At 32.4% G+C, this 19,990-nt stretch carries 21 protein-coding genes; 5 read left to right on the forward strand and 16 right to left on the reverse strand.

The features are described 5' to 3' along the window. Positions 1 to 171 precede the first annotated feature (171 nt). The 11 genes from LIX58_RS02910 to LIX58_RS02960 form a co-directional block, all read right to left on the reverse strand. Complete coding sequence (locus LIX58_RS02910) at positions 172 to 537, reverse strand: transcriptional regulator (protein ID WP_143129819.1); 366 nt, start codon at positions 535 to 537, stop codon at positions 172 to 174. Positions 538 to 2,338: 1,801 nt separating this feature from the next. Beyond that, a complete protein-coding gene (locus LIX58_RS02915) occupies positions 2,339 to 2,680 on the reverse strand; it encodes an RNA polymerase subunit sigma-70 (RefSeq protein ID WP_226386056.1) in 342 nt (113 codons plus the stop codon). Then, the gene (locus tag LIX58_RS02920; RefSeq protein ID WP_226386057.1) at positions 2,677 to 3,120 is read right to left on the reverse strand and encodes a pathogenicity island protein; all 444 of its coding nucleotides are present in this window, start codon (positions 3,118 to 3,120) and stop codon (positions 2,677 to 2,679) included. The genes LIX58_RS02915 and LIX58_RS02920 overlap by 4 nt, the downstream gene beginning before the upstream one ends. A gap of 10 nt (positions 3,121 to 3,130) precedes the next feature. Next, on the reverse strand, positions 3,131 to 3,799 hold the full coding sequence (locus LIX58_RS02925) for a hypothetical protein (protein WP_226386058.1): 669 nt from the start codon (positions 3,797 to 3,799) through the stop codon (positions 3,131 to 3,133). A 301-nt stretch (positions 3,800 to 4,100) separates the two neighbouring features. Further along, on the reverse strand, positions 4,101 to 4,883 hold the full coding sequence (locus LIX58_RS02930; protein ID WP_226386059.1) for an ATP-binding protein: 783 nt from the start codon (positions 4,881 to 4,883) through the stop codon (positions 4,101 to 4,103). 12 nt (positions 4,884 to 4,895) lie between these two features. Beyond that, positions 4,896 to 6,062 carry a DnaD domain protein gene (locus LIX58_RS02935; protein ID WP_226386060.1) on the reverse strand — a complete coding sequence of 389 codons (1,167 nt, stop codon included), beginning with the start codon at positions 6,060 to 6,062 and terminating at the stop codon, positions 4,896 to 4,898. Beyond that, positions 6,055 to 6,390 carry a helix-turn-helix domain-containing protein gene (locus LIX58_RS02940; protein WP_318976207.1) on the reverse strand — a complete coding sequence of 112 codons (336 nt, stop codon included), beginning with the start codon at positions 6,388 to 6,390 and terminating at the stop codon, positions 6,055 to 6,057. Before LIX58_RS02940 ends, LIX58_RS02935 begins: the two co-directional genes overlap by 8 nt. Positions 6,391 to 6,426: 36 nt before the next feature. Next, positions 6,427 to 6,732 carry a type II toxin-antitoxin system toxin TscT gene (gene tscT / locus LIX58_RS02945; protein ID WP_226386061.1) on the reverse strand — a complete coding sequence of 102 codons (306 nt, stop codon included), beginning with the start codon at positions 6,730 to 6,732 and terminating at the stop codon, positions 6,427 to 6,429. Between the two features lie 267 nt (positions 6,733 to 6,999). After that, positions 7,000 to 7,638 (reverse strand): Bro-N domain-containing protein, encoded by a 639-nt coding sequence (locus tag LIX58_RS02950; RefSeq protein WP_226386062.1) that lies wholly within the window; start codon positions 7,636 to 7,638, stop codon positions 7,000 to 7,002. 64 nt (positions 7,639 to 7,702) lie between these two features. After that, positions 7,703 to 7,966, reverse strand: a complete 264-nt coding sequence (locus LIX58_RS02955) for a helix-turn-helix domain-containing protein (protein ID WP_226386063.1) — start codon at positions 7,964 to 7,966, stop codon at positions 7,703 to 7,705. Positions 7,967 to 7,982: 16 nt separating this feature from the next. Continuing rightward, a complete protein-coding gene (locus tag LIX58_RS02960) occupies positions 7,983 to 8,174 on the reverse strand; it encodes a helix-turn-helix domain-containing protein (RefSeq protein WP_161388594.1) in 192 nt (63 codons plus the stop codon). Positions 8,175 to 8,317: 143 nt separating this feature from the next. Here LIX58_RS02960 and LIX58_RS02965 point away from each other — a divergent pair, with 143 nt between their 5' ends. The 4 genes from LIX58_RS02965 (at position 8,318) to LIX58_RS02980 (ending at position 11,777) form a co-directional block, all read left to right on the forward strand. After that, a complete protein-coding gene (locus LIX58_RS02965) occupies positions 8,318 to 8,944 on the forward strand; it encodes a helix-turn-helix domain-containing protein (RefSeq protein ID WP_226386064.1) in 627 nt (208 codons plus the stop codon). 107 nt (positions 8,945 to 9,051) lie between these two features. After that, a complete protein-coding gene (locus tag LIX58_RS02970; RefSeq protein ID WP_002468636.1) occupies positions 9,052 to 9,285 on the forward strand; it encodes a hypothetical protein in 234 nt (77 codons plus the stop codon). 73 nt (positions 9,286 to 9,358) lie between these two features. Then, positions 9,359 to 10,294: a hypothetical protein gene (locus tag LIX58_RS02975; protein ID WP_226386065.1), complete on the forward strand. Its 936-nt coding sequence runs from the start codon at positions 9,359 to 9,361 to the stop codon at positions 10,292 to 10,294. Positions 10,295 to 10,640: 346 nt separating this feature from the next. Continuing rightward, entirely contained in the window at positions 10,641 to 11,777 is a 1,137-nt protein-coding gene (locus tag LIX58_RS02980) for a site-specific integrase (RefSeq protein WP_131566023.1), read from the forward strand. Positions 11,778 to 11,873: 96 nt separating this feature from the next. Here the strand turns inward: LIX58_RS02980 and LIX58_RS02985 are convergent, their stop codons facing one another. Next, entirely contained in the window at positions 11,874 to 12,950 is a 1,077-nt protein-coding gene (locus LIX58_RS02985; RefSeq protein WP_226386066.1) for a branched-chain amino acid aminotransferase, read from the reverse strand. A gap of 473 nt (positions 12,951 to 13,423) precedes the next feature. Next, the gene (locus tag LIX58_RS02990; protein ID WP_126566004.1) at positions 13,424 to 14,380 is read right to left on the reverse strand and encodes an L-threonine 3-dehydrogenase; all 957 of its coding nucleotides are present in this window, start codon (positions 14,378 to 14,380) and stop codon (positions 13,424 to 13,426) included. A 286-nt stretch (positions 14,381 to 14,666) separates the two neighbouring features. On the opposite strand from LIX58_RS02990, the gene LIX58_RS02995 reads away from it, so the two are divergent. Continuing rightward, the gene (locus LIX58_RS02995; protein WP_226386067.1) at positions 14,667 to 17,624 is read left to right on the forward strand and encodes a 5'-nucleotidase C-terminal domain-containing protein; all 2,958 of its coding nucleotides are present in this window, start codon (positions 14,667 to 14,669) and stop codon (positions 17,622 to 17,624) included. Positions 17,625 to 17,699: 75 nt separating this feature from the next. Here LIX58_RS02995 and LIX58_RS03000 read toward each other — a convergent pair whose 3' ends face one another. The 3 genes from LIX58_RS03000 to LIX58_RS03010 all read right to left on the reverse strand — a co-directional run bounded on the left by LIX58_RS03000 (position 17,700) and on the right by LIX58_RS03010 (position 19,957). Beyond that, positions 17,700 to 18,656, reverse strand: coding sequence for an ornithine cyclodeaminase family protein (locus LIX58_RS03000; protein WP_126566010.1), 957 nt, complete (start codon positions 18,654 to 18,656; stop codon positions 17,700 to 17,702). A gap of 362 nt (positions 18,657 to 19,018) precedes the next feature. Continuing rightward, positions 19,019 to 19,438 (reverse strand): NUDIX hydrolase, encoded by a 420-nt coding sequence (locus tag LIX58_RS03005; RefSeq protein ID WP_126566013.1) that lies wholly within the window; start codon positions 19,436 to 19,438, stop codon positions 19,019 to 19,021. A 12-nt stretch (positions 19,439 to 19,450) separates the two neighbouring features. After that, positions 19,451 to 19,957, reverse strand: a complete 507-nt coding sequence (locus LIX58_RS03010; RefSeq protein ID WP_126566015.1) for a GNAT family N-acetyltransferase — start codon at positions 19,955 to 19,957, stop codon at positions 19,451 to 19,453. Between the last annotated feature and the right edge of the window lie 33 nt (positions 19,958 to 19,990).

Below are 19,990 nucleotides of genomic sequence, written 5' to 3' on the forward strand. Positions count from 1 at the left end.
TTATTTGCAAATTTAAGATACTTTTTAGAGCATTTAGAGAATTTCATATATATTTTATTTAACAGCTCTTAAAACGCAAATATGAGCTAAATTTAAAAATCAGAAAAACAAACCTTTACTTTAGATACTAACAAATTAAACTCTTATTTAGTACTTAATCATAATTAAACTTTACACATATCCTATAAGCGTTGCTAAACGTCTGATTATAGCGTCACGTTTACGCAGCATGCTTGTTTTACTTATACCGAAGTAGTCGGCTATATCTTGCCACTCATAACAACCAATCGGACACTCCCAATATCTAAAACGCATAATTTCTTTGGTTTCTTTGTCCGCTTCATCTATGAGTTGATCTACACCATTAACAATATTACATAATCTCTCATATTTATTTTTCATAACTACACTGTTTATTTCGTTGTTGGTATCATTTAGCAATTCAAAGTGAGTAAACTTCATTTCTTTGCGATACTGCTCTATACGTTCTATATAGTCCTCTAACTTCTTAATATCGTGTCTTTCAATCATTAGCAAAGTAATACCCCTCTATATTTCAAGTTTTTTAAAGTTATTTTAGTACCTAGTACTAATAATAGAATATATAAGATAATTAATCTTTATATTGAGTAAGTAAATGTAAGGTTTTAACATATAGAAGCGGTTTATCTCTTATAAGCTCCAGAGATCGTTTTAGAAAGCCTCTAATAGTAGTATTGATACTTTATACCTAATATATGTTAAGTAGTTTAAATAGGCTTAAAAAACGCTACTATCTTACGAAAACTTACGTTTATTTCTTTGTAACCTTTATATAACCTTATCGTTTTTTACTACCTTCCCAAAATCTTCCCATTTCTGACTACCTTACGAAAACCTTACGATTTTTTGACAACATAAATTTTTGTACCTATCTAAAATCGCACTATTTTTTTACTTATCTTGCACAAACCTTGTACATTTTATATTTGCTCTACCTTTAGGAAACCTTTGTATTTTTACAAAGCTCAAAATTGAGCTCTGCTAATTATTTAATAGTTTTGAAGCAAAACCCAAATTTGGGTTCTGATGATTATTTCAGATGTATTAAAGGACAATCCAAAATTGGATAGTCTTAATTTTTTATAGAAATCAAATTTACTATCTATTCACTAAAAACTCGACTACCTCTACCTTTTCTCATCACTTTATAACCCCTTTATTCTTTAAAATTCTTCATCATCTTTCATAATTTAGCACCCACTTATTCAATGCAGCTTAACAATACTTAACATTCAATGTACGCTTAACTACCTAAGAAAACCTAATATAAAATGCAGTAATATGTAGTATTTTAGTCGATTTTAATTATTAAACTTAATAATCATTTTCTACACTTAGATGCTCATAACTTCTATATAGTTTTAAATCTCTCGAAAATTAAAGTTAATTAAAGGTATAAAGACAAAATTGACTATGTTCTTTTTTAACCCGTCGTTAATGTCGTTTCTTTGCTTGATTACTCTCTTTTTCTCAATGTTAATTTTTAAAATTTCAAATTTGCTAGATACGTTGGTATAGTTCACGTTAGGCAGTATTTGAAACCTCTTAAATTTTGCATTATTTAGCATTAATTAAAAGTACAAATCCAAAAATGATCAACTTTAATAAGCTCAAACTTTTTATGAGAGATAGCTTTGCTTAGTCAAAAAAGTCTAATCAAATAAGTTGCTACTCATTATTAAGTAACAGCTTTTTCGTGCTAAGATTTGCTAGGTTATCTCTCAAAATCTTTCCTACATTTTGGATATTTGCGCCTGAACACAATTTTTAAATTAAATACGAGGATGTCGTCGCATTCTTTAAATGTTGCACCGGTGCAACAAATTGAAATCCCTAAATGATTCCCCGGGGAATCATTTCATCATGTCGGACAATTATGATCTAAATGCAGCAATTTAACATCTAAACAAAGTGATAGGTAGCATTCCTAAGAGCCTCAAGGTTTTTACTAATTTAAAATCTCGTAAATGTTAAAAAAAGTTAAAGAAAAAAGCTACTGCTTACTTACAAGCAATAGCTTATTATTAAAGGATTTTATCCCAACATTTCCCCACATTTTTAAAATCTTATTGATACTTTCATTGAAAGAAAAGTGAACAAACGATATAACAAAATAACAATAATAGGCGGGGGGATTTGAATGCCCCTATTTGAATTTGTCCAACATTTTCCAACAATTTCATAATTGATACCCCACCCCCCTCACGCGTGAAAAAAATAATAAATTTGGAGAGTAGACACCCCTCGCCGTTCTCCAATAACCCTTTTACTCTTTAAATGTTTAGAGTGGGGGGTATTAACTGGCTTCATTTACAATCTTATCTAGCAAACCGTTATACATTTGTCTAATGCGTTCTCCCGAAAAATTAAATACTTTTCCTACTTCGTTTAACGACTTACCCTGACACAATAAATAAAATACAAAGTATTCTTTATCTGTTCCCACTCTATCTACAATTTGCTCTAGTTCATTAAAAAAGATTTGATTGTCGATATTATCATCGACTTCTACCGCTTCAACATCATCATTAATTTCAAAGAAGTTATCAATATCTAACTCACTCTCTTTAACATCAATCGTAGTCGTATTATGATATTCTTTTACAAATCGTTTAATCGCTTCTCTATCATACTTCACACCTTAACACCCACTTTATGTGAATGAATTGCTTTATATAAATCACATCTTAAACGGTTAATCAGTTCACTATCTACTGTTGCACCATTAGAACGAATGTAATACATTATTTCTTTTTGTTCGCTTGGTGTATATCCTTTAACCACTTCTTTAAATAGTGTTAGCTTCTTACTTGATCGTTTAATATATGCGTTTAGCTTAGCCTTTTCTTCTAGTATATGTATAACAAGTTTCTCTAATGGATATGATACCGATACAAACCCAAATACATCACTAGAAGATGAATGAGAGATATTTAAGTAATACATTGCTTCTATTTGCAATTTGATACCTTTTATCTTTGAATTTATAAACTGCGGACTAAATTCCGTTAATAGTGCATATTCTGTTATCTTTGCTTCACGGTAATATAAACAATGTTTCACTCGTTTAATATTCATTCATACACTCCTATTCATTATTGCTTAATACATCTAAGTAACGTTGTTTAACTGAACGTACACCAATATAGCCCGCTTCATCTCTAGTTGCTGGTATTCCCAAATAATACATTTTAAGCGTGTTTAACGTGTTTCTTTCACTTACCAACCTTTTATACTCAATCTCATCTGAATAAGGATATAACACCTTTTCTTTAAGTTTCTCGAAGTCTTTTGCTATATGCTTCTTCTCTAACTCATTGAAGCGGTTATTTATTAAGTTCTCATATAGATATATTTCATATATTTTAGTATCAGTTGGTGCTAAGTGTTTTATAAGAGCAATCGCTTCGTTGTTGGTTATAAGGGATAACCTAGCTTGTAAGTCTTGCCGCTTAATAATTTCGGCTTGTGGATCATCTATATCCCTCTCTAACGCTTGGCTTTGCATATTACATAATTGATTATTAATACTTTGTAATTTATGCACTGCAAACGCCTTAAATTTATCCTCTAGCTTATCAATTTTAGGTAACTGCTCATCATCTATACTATCTATGCTGTAACCTTGTTTAATCATGTCTTTAGTTTGATTAAGTATAGTATCTAGTTCACTGATAAGCGCTAAATAGTCGTTATCTTCAAATAGTACGCTCCATGCATCAATGATTGCTTGCTTATCTTCTTTTGAAGCTATCATGTTTAGTTCCCCCTCTATTTTTTTACGAGAACGTTCTAACTTATTCTATAAAATCAATTTTAAACACTCTAACAGCTCATTTTAGAAGCTTTATCTTTTATTTCGATATTTTATACCAATTTTTAATAATTGCCCTTAAACAAGCTCTAACATGTAATTTTTATTTAGATTTTAAGTTTCTAGAATTTGGATACAAATAAGTTATCAAGCGATTACTCAAAACATATTAATTGTACGGGGTATTTTAGCCCCTCCCTTAATGTGAAAAGAAGTCACGGACAAAAAAGTCCGCAACTCTTAATTACGATTTAAAATCTTTCAATCTATAATCTGAACCGTGCATTTTAATTACTTTCGTATTCTTCATTAGTCGGCTAAATATCTTCGCCATATCTTTCGTAGTAGCTAGTTCTGACGCTTCATTGTTAGTAGTAATAATATTATTCTTACCTGTTCTTAGATTGGCTACACTAAACATCTTACTTATGCCGTACTGTGTGAGAGAAGTACCGTAGTCGTCAATGACAAGTAAATCTACATCTTTGATAAGTTGATCTAACTCTTTTTCTGTAACATCTGATTTTTTATTATAGGTATCTCTATATGATGTAATAAGTTCAGTAACGTCAATAAATAACGCTGTATAACCTTTTTTCTTAACTTGCTCCACTACTGACATAGCTAAATGACTTTTACCTATTCCAAAACTCCCTTGTAATAAAAGCGATTTAGGATTGTCTATCGAGAAGTTAGCAGCATATTTCTGAATTTCCTGTTTAGCTTCTAAAAGGTTAGCATTTGTAGGCTTATAGTTATCGAAAATAGCATTTGATAAGTCATCATTTGTTAGTGACTGTTTAAATACATTCTCAATACTTATACGCTTTTGTTTATCTTGATAGTTTTGTGTACTTTCTTTAGCTATTCTTATCGCTTCACAATCACAACCAAATCTAAATTCAGATCCGTTCTTAAACTTATAATAATCGTACTTATTACCACATTGTTTACATTTTAAGTCGCTCTGATGTTCAATGACTTCTACTTTATGACTACCTTTTACAATATCAGTGAGTACTTTCAATATATCGCCTCCTTAAAATAAATCTTTGTATTGTGAATTATCAAACGCTTCATCTTCGCTATTTAATAGCTTATTTAAGTAACTACCGCTATTTGATTTACCTCGGTTGCTTATGGCTTCTCTTTGCTTTCTACGAGCTTCTATATCGTCAACTGACTTTATCCCGTCTTGATACCAGTTTTTTAAAATACTGTTCACATATGCCCACTTATAGACGTTATTTGTAGCCGCTTCTTTTAATGCTTCGATGATAATATCCTCGTTACCGTTAAAGTCATTTACCCATGCGTTTATTTGGTCAGTAATAGTGGGCTGTATAATACCGAAGCCATTACTTTGGTAAAAATCAAATACATTAGTTGAATGAAGCGGTTGCTGTTGATCGTGGTTACTATCTTCGTTATTATTAACTTCGTTTTCTTCCCCTATACCTAATTCTTTTTTATATGCTGCTATAACATCATCAGTAGTTTGACTTTTAGATTTTTTAGGCATTACTTTAGCCTCTGCTTTTTCTTTGCTATCAATATTTTCATCAATCCAGTTTCTAATAACCGATATAAAGTAATTAAGGCCTTTGTTATTTTCCTTACAATAGTTAGTAGCTACCTTTACTACATCAAGCGTATTATCTTTAATATCTTGTAAGAGATTGCTTACTTCTTTTTGTTTATTAGTGTTTTGCATTTCAACAAAATTATTCAAAAGAAAGTCGTAAGCTGTTGTTGTGTCGTCACTACTACTGTTATTCTTCTCTTTGTTATTCTTAATATTGTTTTTCTTAATACTGTTATTCTTAGTGTCTTCATTTTGTATATCTACATTTTGTATGTCTACGTTTCTTATATCTACGTTTTGTATGTCTACAAAATTGCGACATACGAAATGATGATTGATAGTATAAATATTTTTACTAAAACCATTTTCAGTACGCTCTCTTTTTACTGAAATAATTTGTTTATCAACTAATTCATTTCTATGTTTATAGAAGCGGTTTTTACTTATATTTAATTCGTGACAAATAAGGCTCACACTAGGAAAGGCTATGTCTTTACCTCCAGCATAAGAAGATAAGTAGCAATATATAGCTTTAGCTTCGATACTTAATTTAGGTTCTTTCATGACTTGCTTATAAATTGTTCCATATCCGCCTGTAACATCAATTAATCTATCACTCATAGTTACCACCCTCACTTTCATATAACACTGGTGCTATCTGTCTTTGTAATACGTTATCTATATACTTATATGTGATCTTTAAGTAACCTAGTTTTCTTAAATGGTTAATTCTATTTAATATCGTTAATTCATTATGACCGTACAAGCTAGCGAAATACTCATCGCTAGCAGTACAATAGCCATACTTATTACTAAATGCTGTTATTTCTGCAAATAATACTATCTCGCTATCATTAAGACGATTGTCATATCTCACGTTAGCAGGTAAAATAGAGTAATAACTAGGTTGCTCAATTAATTCATTACTTGATTGTTTTATATCACTCATAGTGTTATCCTTTCATATAGATTTTTAGTTTCCTAACTATTTATCAGCGTTATCAGTGCTTTGGTCGGTTGCTGATAACGTTTCTTTTTTGTCTAATTCATTAAATCTATCTATTAAGTTGCTTAGTTCCTCAACGTAAAGGAGTAATAATTCACCATGTTGTTCATGTTGTATACGGTTCTCTAAGTAACTATATGAATAATTAATTCGGTCTTCTTTAGTTTCAAGTCTTGGCTTTGTAAAAATACTATCTCCACTCCATCGGTGTGTTGTGTGTAAATCTACTAATCTGTCTTTTACAACTTCCAAATCACTAAATAAATCTTTAACTTCCCAATTCATTCTATTTCCTCCTAATAGCCTCAATTTGAAGCGGTTTATATTATTATGATTTTCTATCTGTCTTTTACTTAATTGCTCTCTAAACCTCTTATATGCGTTTATTAGCTATCTCTTCTTTACCAACCTCATATTTGATTATTGCTACCATTGAAGCAAATCCATAAAACGCTATTGCGTAATGAAATTCACTATACATACATATAAATATGGTAATTGCACTTATATAAATAAGTTCATTTATAAATCTAAGCATTTTGAACGCCCCCTTTATTTATCTGTCCTAACATTGTATTTATTGTAAATGCGTTCACTAACTTTGATACCTAGGTTAAAGCGGTTGTTCGCCTCCGTCAGTGCAACCACATCATCAAGTATGGTTTGTCTTGCTTCTAACATTGGCGGTGTCATATCGCCTTTCTTAATTGCCTTTTTGAAGCCATATAGCGTTGAAACTGCCTTATTAGCTATCATATTAGGTTTAATAAAATCTACTGGCTTAACATTACTATTTGCTTTTTTAACAATCGCCATAGCTTCTTTTTGCTTTTCTTTGTCTAACATTCTAAAGGCTTGATAATCTTCTAAGCCTGTGGCTTTGCGTAACTCAACCAGTAAATCACATATCCAATCTTGAAACTCTTCCGCTTCGGATTTATTAGAACGCATGACTAATCTATATATACCTTTTTCATTTATAACTGTATAATCTTGATATTTTCTTGAGTATTTCTTATTTGAGGTGGTACGCCCTTTGAGTGTACCTCTTGTGTGTTCGGGTAAATATCTGACTGCTGTATTGCTATCCCTAAAACCTAATATCGTGGCTACGTCACTTGCTATTGCCCAATGTTCCCCGTCTTTTTCTATAAATCTAATTTCATTATCTTTGAAAATTTGCTTAATCATATAGCACCTCCAGTTATTTGACTGATACTACTACTTAACATCTCTCGCTGCGGGCAAGATTTCTTTAATATTTTTGTCTTTCTAAAAATTGTTCTATCTCTTGTCGATCATAGTAATAACTTCGTCCCTGTTTACGTTTAGTAAGTCCTAAACGCTCCCATTCAGTTACATCACTATGTGTACATCGGTATAGCTTTCTTACTTCTGTTTGTGTAAGCCACCGCTTCTGTTGTTGTTCTAGTTTTTGTTGGGCGATTTGCTCGGCAATTTTTAATATACCGTTTGCTAACTCGATTGAAGCGGCTTCGCTTAAAATCGGTGTACTCATTTAGAAGCCTCCTTAATTAGTTATTAATCAACCAGTTCATAACTTTTTGATATGTTGTTTTATTTATCTTTGATTTTTTTTCATTTTCAATTAAAGATAAAGATTTAGCAGAAATACCTATTTCATTTGAAGCTGTCGCTAAAGTAAGCTTTTTTTCTGCTCTTAATTTTCTAACTTTTTTAGCAAAGTCAATATCAATATCAAACATATATCCACCTCCATACTCACGATATGTGAATATTATATAATTCTCATTTTGTGAGTGTCAATAGATAAATTCTCATTTTGTGAATTAAATATGGAATTATTACTGAATTGTAGTTATAATTATTTTTAAGGAGGAATATAATCATGGATAATAGAATAGCCGAACTCAGAAAAGAAAAAGGGATGACACTTAAACAATTAGCAAAAGAATTTAATATAAGAGATAACACTTTAAGCCAATACGAAACAGGGAAAAGAAGTCCTCAACTTGGTCTGTTACAAGAAATGGCTAATTTTTTTGATGTTTCAATTGATTATATAACTAGATATAGCGATAAAAGAGATTATCCAATTAATAATGACAAAGAGGCAATTGCACTTTTAAAAAGGTTAAAAGATGAAAAGCATTTTAATCATTTGAATTTATCTTATAAAACTGCTTTAAATCTTGGTTTTTGGAGTGTAGAACATGAGGAACTACTAGAGAATGAATATCCAGATTTAATACGTACTGCTTATTTTTTGGTTAAAGATGTAATTTCAGAAAATAAAATCTTAAAACATTATTCCAAAGAAAGAATAAAAAGAAATAATCTAGTAGATAAAATTGATGACCTATTGCTAGAGGAAGAAGAATATTATGGTGCTAGTGCATTTCAAGTTTATGAATTTATGAAAGAAACAGAAAGAATTGGTTGGAAACAAACTAAAGAATTAATGAATTACATTAAAAGTTTGCCCACTGAAGAAATTGAAGATGAAGATTTTTAAATAATTTGATCTTCCGCTTCACTTACGAGTTCATACATACTATTTATACATTAATATAGCATTACATAGTCGTTTATATTTAAATTTAATTAAAGGAGAAAGATAGAATGTACTTCAATGATTGGAAAGTTACTATTAACGGAAAAGGATCACATGATGTTGTGACAAATGAAGATACTTTGTTAATTTTGCAAGATTATCAACATGTTGAAATAGCATTAAAATTAGTAAACGATACTATTCAAGTAAAATCATTAGGATATGGAGAGGATGTAAGCATTAACCCTACTACAAAAGAAATAACGGTTAATGTAACAAATTTATTAGAAGATGATGAGTAATTAATTAAAGGAGGTAGAAGGATTAAAAAACATTTTAAAATCGATATAAAATATTCGAGAAAGAGGTAAACTGATGAAAAGAAATGAAAATGTTATGAATGTATATTTAGAAAAATTTCTAGATGGTTATCGAGATGTCGTTAATAAAAGATATATTTATCAATTCCAAAGCAATCCCGAAGCATTTCCATTCGTAAAAGAAAATGATTATAAAATTTCTATCGTACTTTTAAACGAAGAGTTTTTTGAATATCCAAAAGTGATTGTTATTTCAAATGATTCTTCTATGAAAGAAGTTTATGATTACACAACAGAAGATAAAACTTATTTGTCAAAAAATTACGTTTCATATATTTACAATCAATTATCATACGTACGCGATTGTTTAAATATAATTAATACAGAAGAACATACAGTATTTATGATTACTTATCATAGCGAATACCCACCCAAGAAAATTTCAGATTATATGTTAGATAAATTTTATACAAACGGGAAAGGATTCGCAGAAGAACATTTCAGAAAGTTTGAAAAAATTTCCCAAGAAAAAATGACTGATAAGTCACATGAAGAAGTGCAACCTTTCAATCATTTAGATTTAAACAGTATGAAAGACATAGTAAACGACGAAACTTTTACTTATCAAATAAACCAAGGTCTACAAGCTTATAAAAGAGAATTATATTTGCCAGCTGCAGCTACCTTTGCAGTTGCCATAGAATCTTTTTTAATTAAGTTAAAGAGAGCCAACAATATAAAACACAAAGATTCTGATCCCACAATGTATGATAGACTTTTAGAATCCTTAAAAGCAAATAAAAAGATCAATTATAGAACTAAAAAGCGAATAGAAGTAGCTTATAATATGAGAAACATTATAAATCATTCACAAGCTGGCGCAGTAGCAAAAGCTGATTGTGACTTCTTATTAAATACATTAAAAGATATTGTAGACGCAAATGAAGAAGTATTATCATATTACAACAAATCAGTTGATGATACTAAATAAGTACGATTTTTCATATCGAGAATCAATTTTACACATAATGTTTTTATAAATATTAAATTTAAGTTCTTGTTCACAATCATAAATATCAAATTCGCTACTATAATTTTCAACAGATTCTTTTATAAATGCTATTTCTGCATCACTGAATTCTATATTCATTAAATCACCTACTTTATTTTATTTTAACACGAAAATTTTTTATATTCACGGGTAGCTCGCCTACCCTATTATAAATTTACCTACAACAACAATATTAATACTAATACCGCACCAATGAGTAACCACTCTCAAAGGTGTGTTCAATCCAATCAAACGCATGCGGGCAAGTAGAAAGGATTGATTTACAATGATTAAGAAATATAAAAAGAAAGACGGCTCAACGGCGTATATGTTTGTTGCATATCTCGGTGTTGATCCTATTACTCGTAAGCAGAAGCGGACAACAAGACGTGGCTTTAAAACTGAAAGAGAGGCCAAAATTGCAGAGGCTAAGCTGCAAACAGAAATACAAAGTAAAGGATTTCTAAATAATGATATTACGACTTTTAAGCAAGTATATGATTTATGGCTAGAGCAATATAAATGCACGGTTAGAGAAAGTACATTTGTTAGAGTTAGTAATATGTTTAAAATAAAAATACTTAAAGAATTTGATAATATGCCTATTCAAAGTATCACTACGCCTTATTGTCAAAAAGTTATAAACTACTGGATAGAAAATTATAAGGATTTTAGAAATATTAAGGTATATGCTGCGAATGTATTTGAATATGCCGTTATGTTAAAAATAATACATGAGAATCCATTTAAATATACTAAATTACCGAAAAGAACAAGAAATAAAAGCAATGAGCATTTAACCTATTATTCTAGTGATGAATTAAAACAATTTCTAGAACTTATTAAAGATGATTTAATGTATTATGCTATGTTTCGACTTTTAGGATTTACAGGTATGCGTAGAGGGGAATTAATGGCTTTAACTTGGGAAGATATAAACTTTAAAAATAAAACAATCAGTATAGATAAAACTGTTACTATTGGACTTAACAGTAAAGAGATTATACAACCTCCTAAAACTCATTCATCTATAAGAGTTATAAGCATTGATGATCGTACTCTTTCAATATTAAAAAATTGGCGTGTAGAACAACGTAAACTTTGTTTAATGCATGGACATAACACAAGTAATAAATCACAATGTTTATTTACAAATTTACGAACAAATAAACGTCTTCAAGTTCAGCACCCCAATAAAGCAATGGATAAAATATGTAAGAAATATAACTTTAAAAAAATTAAAATTCATGGTTTTAGACATACTCATTGTTCATTATTATTTGAAGCGGGCTTATCTATTCAAGAAGTGCAAGATAGACTCGGACATGGCGATATTAATACAACAATGGATGTTTATGCTCATATTACCGAAAAACAACGTGAAAAAGTTGCTGAGAAGTTTGCTAATTATATTAGTTTTTAACAATAACGTATTCAAAACGTATTCAATTTATAATTATTAAAAAAACAACAAGCTAGAAACCGCGTAGTTATAACGTTTCTAGCTTGTTTTCACAAGTTATTTATATTTTGGCACAATAACTCTCCAGCCGTGTTTATCTTCTAATTTACCGCTTTGGATGCCTGTGTAAGTATCGTATAATTTTTTAGTGATTTCACCTGGTTCGTTATTGTTAATTACGATTTCACGATCTTCATATTTTAATACGCCTACTGGTGAAATAACTGCTGCTGTACCTGAACCGAATACCTCTGTCAATTCACCTTTATCGTATGCTTCGAATAATTCATCGATGCCTACTTTACGTTCTTCAACTTCATAGCCAAGTTCTTTAGCTAATTCAATAATTGATTTACGTGTGATACCTGGTAAAATACTACCATTTAATGCTGGTGTAACGAGTTTTCCATTTTCAACGAAGAAGATATTCATACTACCTACTTCTTCAACGTATTTACGTTCAACCCCGTCTAACCATAATACTTGGTCATAACCTAATTGGTTCGCATTTGTTTGTGCTAATAAGCTTGCTGCGTAGTTACCTGCTACTTTAGCGAAACCTACACCGCCACGTACAGCACGTACATATTCATCCTCTACATAAATTTTAGTTGTTTTTAATGTGTCGCCACCGTAATATGCACCAGATGGAGATAAGATAATTAATAATTTATATTGATGAGAAGCTCTAACGCCTAAAATACCTTCTGTTGCGAATACGAATGGACGAATATATAATGATTGACCTTCGCCTTCAGGTACCCAATCACGTTCAACATCAACTAGTTGTTTTAATCCATCTAATAATAATTCTTCATCCACTTTAGGCATTTCTAAACGTGCTAATGAATCGTTGATACGTTTGAAGTTTTGATCTGGACGGAATAATACTACTTCGCCATTATGTTTGTAAGCTTTTAATCCTTCGAATACTGCTTGACCGTAGTGAAGCCCTTGTGCAGCTGGAGATACTTCAATTGGTGCGTAAGGAACGATTTTTAAATCATGCCATCCTTTATCAGCATCATAGTCTAAACTTAACATGTAATCAGTGAAGTACTGACCAAATCCCAAATTGCCTTCTGGTTTCTCTTTAAGTGTGTCGCGTTGTTCAAATTTAACTTTTCCTGACATGATGAAAACCTCCTAATGTTTTCCTGATTAATAGTAACTTAAATTATAGCAATCTCGTATTTTCTATTCAATAAATTTTCAAAAAATTCAAACTAAATACTTATTGTAAACCCTTTCCTTAAAAGTAACATACTTTAATACTTAATTTAAATCTATCATTAACATTGAAAAACAGTAATTAAATAAATTTAAAAGGATTGGTAGCACAATAAAAATATTAGTTATAAGTAATTACACACTTAAGTAAGAAGTTCTAAAATGGATAATGAAACGTAGTTGAGTGACGCCTGAGGGAACAGTACAAGTTGAAGACCTTAGAAATTCCCACAAATTTATTTGTGCGGAATTTCTGGCTGAAACTGTACCCTAGGCAAGCATCTCAACTTAAGTGAAATGAGACTCCATTTTAGAACTTCCTTTTCACACAAAAAACTAGCAAGGTACTATCACCTTGCTAGTTCAATATATCAAACTTATTTATTTTGCTCTTTTTCTTCAATCGCTTTTAACATTAATTCAGTCATACCAGCTAAATCATATTTAGGATCAAAGCCCCACTCTTTACGAGAATAACTCGTATCAATATTATCAGGCCAGCTATCCGCAATCGCTTGACGTGCAGGATCCACTTCGTAATCTAACACGAAATCAGGATAATGTTTTTGAATCGCCGCTTTAATTTCCTCAGGCTCGAAACTCATCGCACTTAAGTTATAACCATTACGTGTTTCAAGCTTGTCAGCATCCGCTTCCATTAATTTAATAATCGCATCAATCGCATCATCCATATACATCATATCCATGTAAGTGTCTTTCGCGATATAGCTTGTATAACGACCTTTTCTAACCGCTTCAAAGTAAATCTCAACCGCATAGTCAGTCGTACCGCCACCTGGTTCTTTAACGTGAGAAATAAGTCCAGGGAATCTCACACTACGCGTATCCACGCCGAATTTCTTGAAGTAGTATTGGCATAATAACTCACCAGCAACCTTATTCACACCATACATTGTAGTAGGTTGTTGAATCGTATTTTGTGGCGTATTTTTCTTAGGCGTAGAATCACCAAACGCTCCAATAGAACTTGGCGTGAAGAAATGTAAATCATATGTTCTAGCCGTTTCTAATGCATTCATTAAACCGCCCATATTTAAATCCCATGCCAATAACGGATTCTTTTCAGCAGTCGCTGATAGTAACGCTGCCATATGCATTAACGTATCCGCTTTAAAGTTCTCAACGGTAGCCATCATCGCTTCACGATTCGTTACGTCTAAAATTTCAAACGGTCCATTTGCAACCTGTGATCCCTCTTCAGGCTCTCTAATATCCGTCGCTAAAACATTATCATTCCCATAAATTTCGCGACATTTTAATACCAACTCAGTCCCGATTTGACCAAGCGCTCCTGTAATAACAATTCTTTCCATAAATAAAAGCTCCCTTTGTGTGTTTTACACGTATAATTGTCCTCTCAGAGAATACATAGTCCCTGATTACATGTTTATTATAGTATAAAAGCGCTTTCTTGTATACTCACAAAGTACATGCTTTTGTTTTTTCTCTTTTTTTGAAAAGTCAGAGATACTTAGCACACAAAACACTATATTTATTAATTATTTTTAAAGTTAACGTAAATAATCCCACAAGAAAGCTTTATATCCTTCGCCTTATGCTAAGATGAGAATGTAAATTTTATTCATAAAGGAGGCTAATATGAAACAGTATCTCGTTCCATTCTTACTTATTTTATTTTTAGCATTCGGTTTAGTATCTGGCACATCCTATGCTGCCGAAATACAAGATACTAACTCGACTAATAATGCTACTAATACTGAAACAACTACATCAGTACAAACACCAGCGCACCAAGATAAGTCATCAACACAACAAGATACAGTTATAACACAACAAGATACAGTTATAACACAACAAGACTCAACACCATCACATCAAGATACAGCTACATCACATCAAGATACAATCTCATCCTCTACACAATCTGCTACTTCAGAGAAGCCCCTTGATTCATCTCAAGGTTCTGCCTTTTCAAAAAATGAAACATCGGTAGAAACACCTTCTCAAGAAATTAAAAAAACTGCTATGTCAATGTCTGAAGAGGTAGAAACACCTTCTCAAGAAGTTAAAAAAACTGCTACGCCAGCGTCTGAAGAGGTAGAACCACCTTCTCAAACTGAAGAGAAAGCAACTACTGAAGCGCCTACTCAAGAAGTAGCGACACAACCTTCTACGCAAGAGAACAAAAGTTCAAAAACTGCACAAGATTCAGTGCAACAACCTCAACATAACAACACTATAGAATCACCAAATACCAACTCAGATGTGACACAAAAAGCTCAAACAGAAACTCCTAAAGATAAAACTCAAGACACAAAATCAGCAGAACCTGCTACACCTTCAACAAAAGCAGTTGCACCAACTCCTAAGACTTCTACTAATACTGCAAAACATACAATTTTACATACTAATGACATTCATGGCCGTTTTGTAGAAGATGAAGGCAGAGTAATTGGTATGGCTAAAGTTAAGGGACTTAAAGCGCAATATCATCCAGATTTAGTCGTTGATTCTGGCGATGCTTTTCAAGGGTTACCAGTATCTAATAATTCTAAAGGTGAAGAAATGGCTAAAGCGATGAATGGCGTGGGCTACGACGCTATGACTATCGGAAATCATGAATTTGACTTTGGTTATGATCAATTAATGCATTTACAGAAACAGCTTAACTTCCCAATGGTTTCTTCAAATATTTATAAAAACGGACATCGTGTGTTCAAACCTTCTACTATCGTCAATAAAAATAATATTCGTTATGGAATTGTAGGTGTGACGACGCCTGAAACGAAGACAAAGACTTCTCCTACTGCTGTAGAAGGTGTCGAATTTAAAGATCCACTTCCTAGTGTGACGCAAGCAATGACAGATATTAAAAATAAGGTCGATGTGTTCGTCATTTTATCTCATTTAGGTGTAGATAAATCAACAAAGTCTATTTGGCGTGGGGATTACCTTATCGATCAATTAACTAAAAGTGGCGCTTTCAAACAGCCCATTTTTGTACTAGATGGTCATTCACATACAGTGATTGATCATGGTGAACATTATGGTTCAAATAATGTCCTTGCTCAGACTGGAACGGCACTAGCTAATGTTGGCCGTGTTGATTTTAATTTTCAAAATAAAAAAGCATCTGACGTCAACGCTTCATTAATCAATGTAGCGGATGCTAAAGACGTGACGGCTGATTCTCAAATCGAGGCTCAAACGAAGAAAGCGAACGATGAATTCTTAAAAGAAACGTCTACAGTGGTCATTCCTAACAACACCGTGACATTTAACGGAGAACGTGCTCAAGCGCGTACACAAGAAACGAATTTAGGCAACTTAATTACCGATGCGATGGAAGCATATGGCGCTAAGAACTTCTCACATCAACCAGATTTCGCAGTGACAAATGGTGGTGGGATTCGCGCTTCTATTGAAAAAGGTAAAGTAACAGAAAACGACATTATTACAGTATTACCATTCGGAAACTTAATTTCACAAATTCAAGTTAAAGGTTCAGATGTAGAAAAAGCATTCGAACATAGTCTTGGTTCAGATACAGAAATGCAAGATGGCAAAACGGTATTAGCGCCAAACGGAGGCTTTTTACAAGTATCTGACTCAATTCGCGTGTACTATGATATTAATAAAGAAGCAGGACATCGCGTCAATGCGATTAAAGTATTGAATAAGGACACAGGTACGTACGAAGACTTGGACCCAAATCGCACATATTATGTCACAACAAATGATTTCACCGCTAATCAAGGAGATGGCTATGATATGTTCGGTGGACAACGTGAAGAAGGCATTTCACTAGATGCCGTCGTGGCACAGTATATTAAAGAAGCGGATTTAAACAAATATGATACGACAGAGCCTGTACGTATTATTAATGGTCAGCCTGAAAGTGATGAACAGCCTAATACAGGCACTCACACTGGCGATAACAATAATAACGCTAACGGTACACCTCAACCCGGTAACAACGATAACAATACAGACGTAGATACGCCTAAACATAATGGCGAAGTTGCTCACCATGAAGAGCATGGTGCACATCAATGTACAGGTCATCACGCTTCTTCTGAAAATGAAGCAACAAAAGGTCACGTAGCAAGTGGTAAACATCACTATCATAAAGGCGACAACATCATCATATTCCCTACGCAACATCAACATAACAATACAAATACAGTAGGCACAAACGGTCAAAATGGTAAAACAAATGAAGGTAAAACGCATCATCAAAACGCTAATCATAATAATGCAACAAAAGCATGCTCTAACGTGACACATACTAATGAGAAATCACATCAATCATCTAACACAGTGGCATCAATGAAACAACCTTCTCATGAAGGAAAACATGCCTTCGATAATAAACATTTAGATGTAAGTGCAACTCATGTACATCAGTCACATAATGTAGCTAAAAGTAATACAAATGAAACGACTAATTCACCTATGACATCTCCTCACACACCTACTGCTCAATTACCTAACACAGGTAAAAATGGCGATATTGCAGAGCATGGTATTGCTATCGTATTAGTGATTACAGGCGCAAGTTTAGTATACTTACGTAACCGCAAAAAATCAGCATAACTATAATTAATAATGATAAAACCGTGTAAATGGAACAATTAGATGCCATCTACACGGTTTCTTATTTTTGGATTTTTATTTATTATTTTCCACTGCTTTTTTATAGAAATAATTCGCTACTACAATATCTACAATTGCTAATCCTACTGACTTAAATAAAGTAACTTCTTTATCATCTTCACGTCCAGGAATTTTACCTGCTACGATATCCCCAAGTTCTCCATGTAATGATTCTTGTGTAATAATTCCTTCTTCTTGAGGTACTTTCAAATCACCAGTTTCTTCCATAGCTGCTTCAACAGATTCCACCACAATTTTATTAGCAACTAGCATAGATTCAGATGGTAATTCTTGCATTTCTGGTTTGAAAGAACCGACTGCATTAAGATGAACGCCTGGATGTAATGAGTGCGAATAGACCGGTTTCGTAGAATTAGTTGCTGTCACTACAATATCCGCTTCTTCCATCGCATCGTCTGCTTCGTCAAATACCTTTGTAGATACGTTAAATTCTTTCTCTACGTTCTGTGCTAAACGCTCAGCATTTTCTTTAGTACGGCTTGAGAAGTGCACAGTTTCTATGTTTCTAACCGCCATCACTGCTACAATTAACCCTTCAGCTTGATCTCCTGATCCAATGACACATAATGTTTTCGCATCTTCACGGGCTAAATATTTAGTAGCTACGCCTGAAATTGCACCGGTACGAATTTTAGTTAAGTAACTTCCGTCTAAAACTGCTAAAGTTTCTCCTGTCTCATAATCGCTTAATAATACAGACCCTGTGATTGTTTTTTTACCTTTTTTAGGATTATCTGGTGCAAATGTCACAGTTTTGATACCGACTATTTTTAATTCATCTGAAAGTGCTGGCATGACTAAATATCTATTTTCATTATTGAATGGTAAGACGTAGCGCAATGGCGTTTCTGTTTTTCCCTCTGAAAATGCTTGCAATGACTGCGCTACTTCCTCAATGACTTCTTCCATATTTAACAATTGCTGTTGATCTTGCTCATTTAATACTAGCATTTAAACGCCTCCATATATGTATATTTATATTTACTCATTACCCTACAACTAATTCAAATAAATACATTTTTTAATCCAAAAACTAAATAATGTATAGCATTTTTGAACAAGAGAATTTAAAAGTTTAAAGATTAAAAGTAATACTCTGTAGTCTACTATGAATATTAAGTTATTTTATAAAAAACATTAACTTAGTATTGTGAAGATGTTTAAATGGTGTTATCTTTATACTATAAATAAAAGGATACTCATAAGAGAAACCTTGCGATTTCATATTAATATGAAACTATTTATAAACTTTTGACGCCAATCATTCTTCACCAGTGAAGAATGATTTTTTCTAAACTAAAAACTTTCAGACTTTAATCCACGTAGCCTTCGTTATAATATGTCGCTCTGTTAGATAAGAACTCCTTCAAACTATGATGATAGTACACTAATTTTTCATCCGCTTCTTCTACTGTAAGCCAACGTAATTCTGCAATTTCATCTTTCATATGAATTTCTGTTTTATATTCATCTACTGTAACTTTAAACATAATAAATAATGTATGTACGTCCATACGTGTTGATTTGCCTTCATTGATACTAACAATATCGCCTACTTTAGCAATTAAACCAGTTTCTTCCATCACTTCACGTTCTAATGCTTCAACTAAGGTTTCACCGTATTCTACTTTCCCCCCCGGTAATGACCATCCATCGTCATCTGTATTATGAACAAGTAATACCTCGCCATTTTCATTTTGAATTAATGCATAAACTACTTTAAGATCCTTCATACACTTTTCCCTTCATTCATTTGGTATTTCAAAGCGACTAACTAAGTTACCATTTTTCTTTGTATAAGGTGTTATTTCATATCCTCCACAATGTTTCATTACGGCTTGTGAAGCATAATTCTTAGGATTACATGTCATCAACACTGTCTCGACACCTAGCGTTTTCAAAATTTTCAAAGCTTCTTTAAGCATTGTTGAAGCAATACCTTGTCCTCTATAGGACTTCCTTACACCATAACCTACGTGCCCGCCTATATTCGTTAAACGTTTATTTAATCTATGACGAATATCGACTGCTCCCACAATTTGATTATCTTTAAAATAGAACAATGTCGTAGTAGGCACCCAATCTGCATCTGCTTCCTCTTTATTAAGCTCATCCACCATTTGATTAAAAGCATCGTATTTCGCTAAATCTGTATTAGAAGGTACAATTTGTTCATTATTGTCATACCACTCTTTTAAATACTGCACTAATGCCGCTTCATCTTGATAACTTAATTGTCTTAATTCATGCATAAACTTCTCTCTCTTTCTAAAATGTTTATACGT

The organism is Staphylococcus sp. Marseille-Q1834, from assembly GCF_916858875.1.
GTDB lineage: Bacteria > Bacillota > Bacilli > Staphylococcales > Staphylococcaceae > Staphylococcus > Staphylococcus pragensis.

Coding starts and splice junctions, on each gene's coding strand:
- LIX58_RS02920 (WP_226386057.1), bottom strand. CDS start 3,120: ATGAATATTAAACGAGTGAAACATTGTTTATATTACCGTGAAGCAAAG.
- LIX58_RS02925 (WP_226386058.1), bottom strand. CDS start 3,799: ATGATAGCTTCAAAAGAAGATAAGCAAGCAATCATTGATGCATGGAGC.
- LIX58_RS02935 (WP_226386060.1), bottom strand. CDS start 6,062: ATGAGTGATAGATTAATTGATGTTACAGGCGGATATGGAACAATTTAT.
- LIX58_RS02940 (WP_318976207.1), bottom strand. CDS start 6,390: ATGAGTGATATAAAACAATCAAGTAATGAATTAATTGAGCAACCTAGT.
- tscT (WP_226386061.1), bottom strand. CDS start 6,732: ATGAATTGGGAAGTTAAAGATTTATTTAGTGATTTGGAAGTTGTAAAA.
- LIX58_RS02950 (WP_226386062.1), bottom strand. CDS start 7,638: ATGATTAAGCAAATTTTCAAAGATAATGAAATTAGATTTATAGAAAAA.
- LIX58_RS02955 (WP_226386063.1), bottom strand. CDS start 7,966: ATGAGTACACCGATTTTAAGCGAAGCCGCTTCAATCGAGTTAGCAAAC.
- LIX58_RS02960 (WP_161388594.1), bottom strand. CDS start 8,174: ATGTTTGATATTGATATTGACTTTGCTAAAAAAGTTAGAAAATTAAGA.
- LIX58_RS02965 (WP_226386064.1), top strand. CDS start 8,318: ATGGATAATAGAATAGCCGAACTCAGAAAAGAAAAAGGGATGACACTT.
- LIX58_RS02970 (WP_002468636.1), top strand. CDS start 9,052: ATGTACTTCAATGATTGGAAAGTTACTATTAACGGAAAAGGATCACAT.
- LIX58_RS02975 (WP_226386065.1), top strand. CDS start 9,359: ATGAAAAGAAATGAAAATGTTATGAATGTATATTTAGAAAAATTTCTA.
- LIX58_RS02980 (WP_131566023.1), top strand. CDS start 10,641: ATGATTAAGAAATATAAAAAGAAAGACGGCTCAACGGCGTATATGTTT.
- LIX58_RS02985 (WP_226386066.1), bottom strand. CDS start 12,950: ATGTCAGGAAAAGTTAAATTTGAACAACGCGACACACTTAAAGAGAAA.
- LIX58_RS02990 (WP_126566004.1), bottom strand. CDS start 14,380: ATGGAAAGAATTGTTATTACAGGAGCGCTTGGTCAAATCGGGACTGAG.
- LIX58_RS02995 (WP_226386067.1), top strand. CDS start 14,667: ATGAAACAGTATCTCGTTCCATTCTTACTTATTTTATTTTTAGCATTC.
- LIX58_RS03000 (WP_126566010.1), bottom strand. CDS start 18,656: ATGCTAGTATTAAATGAGCAAGATCAACAGCAATTGTTAAATATGGAA.
- LIX58_RS03005 (WP_126566013.1), bottom strand. CDS start 19,438: ATGAAGGATCTTAAAGTAGTTTATGCATTAATTCAAAATGAAAATGGC.
- LIX58_RS03010 (WP_126566015.1), bottom strand. CDS start 19,957: ATGCATGAATTAAGACAATTAAGTTATCAAGATGAAGCGGCATTAGTG.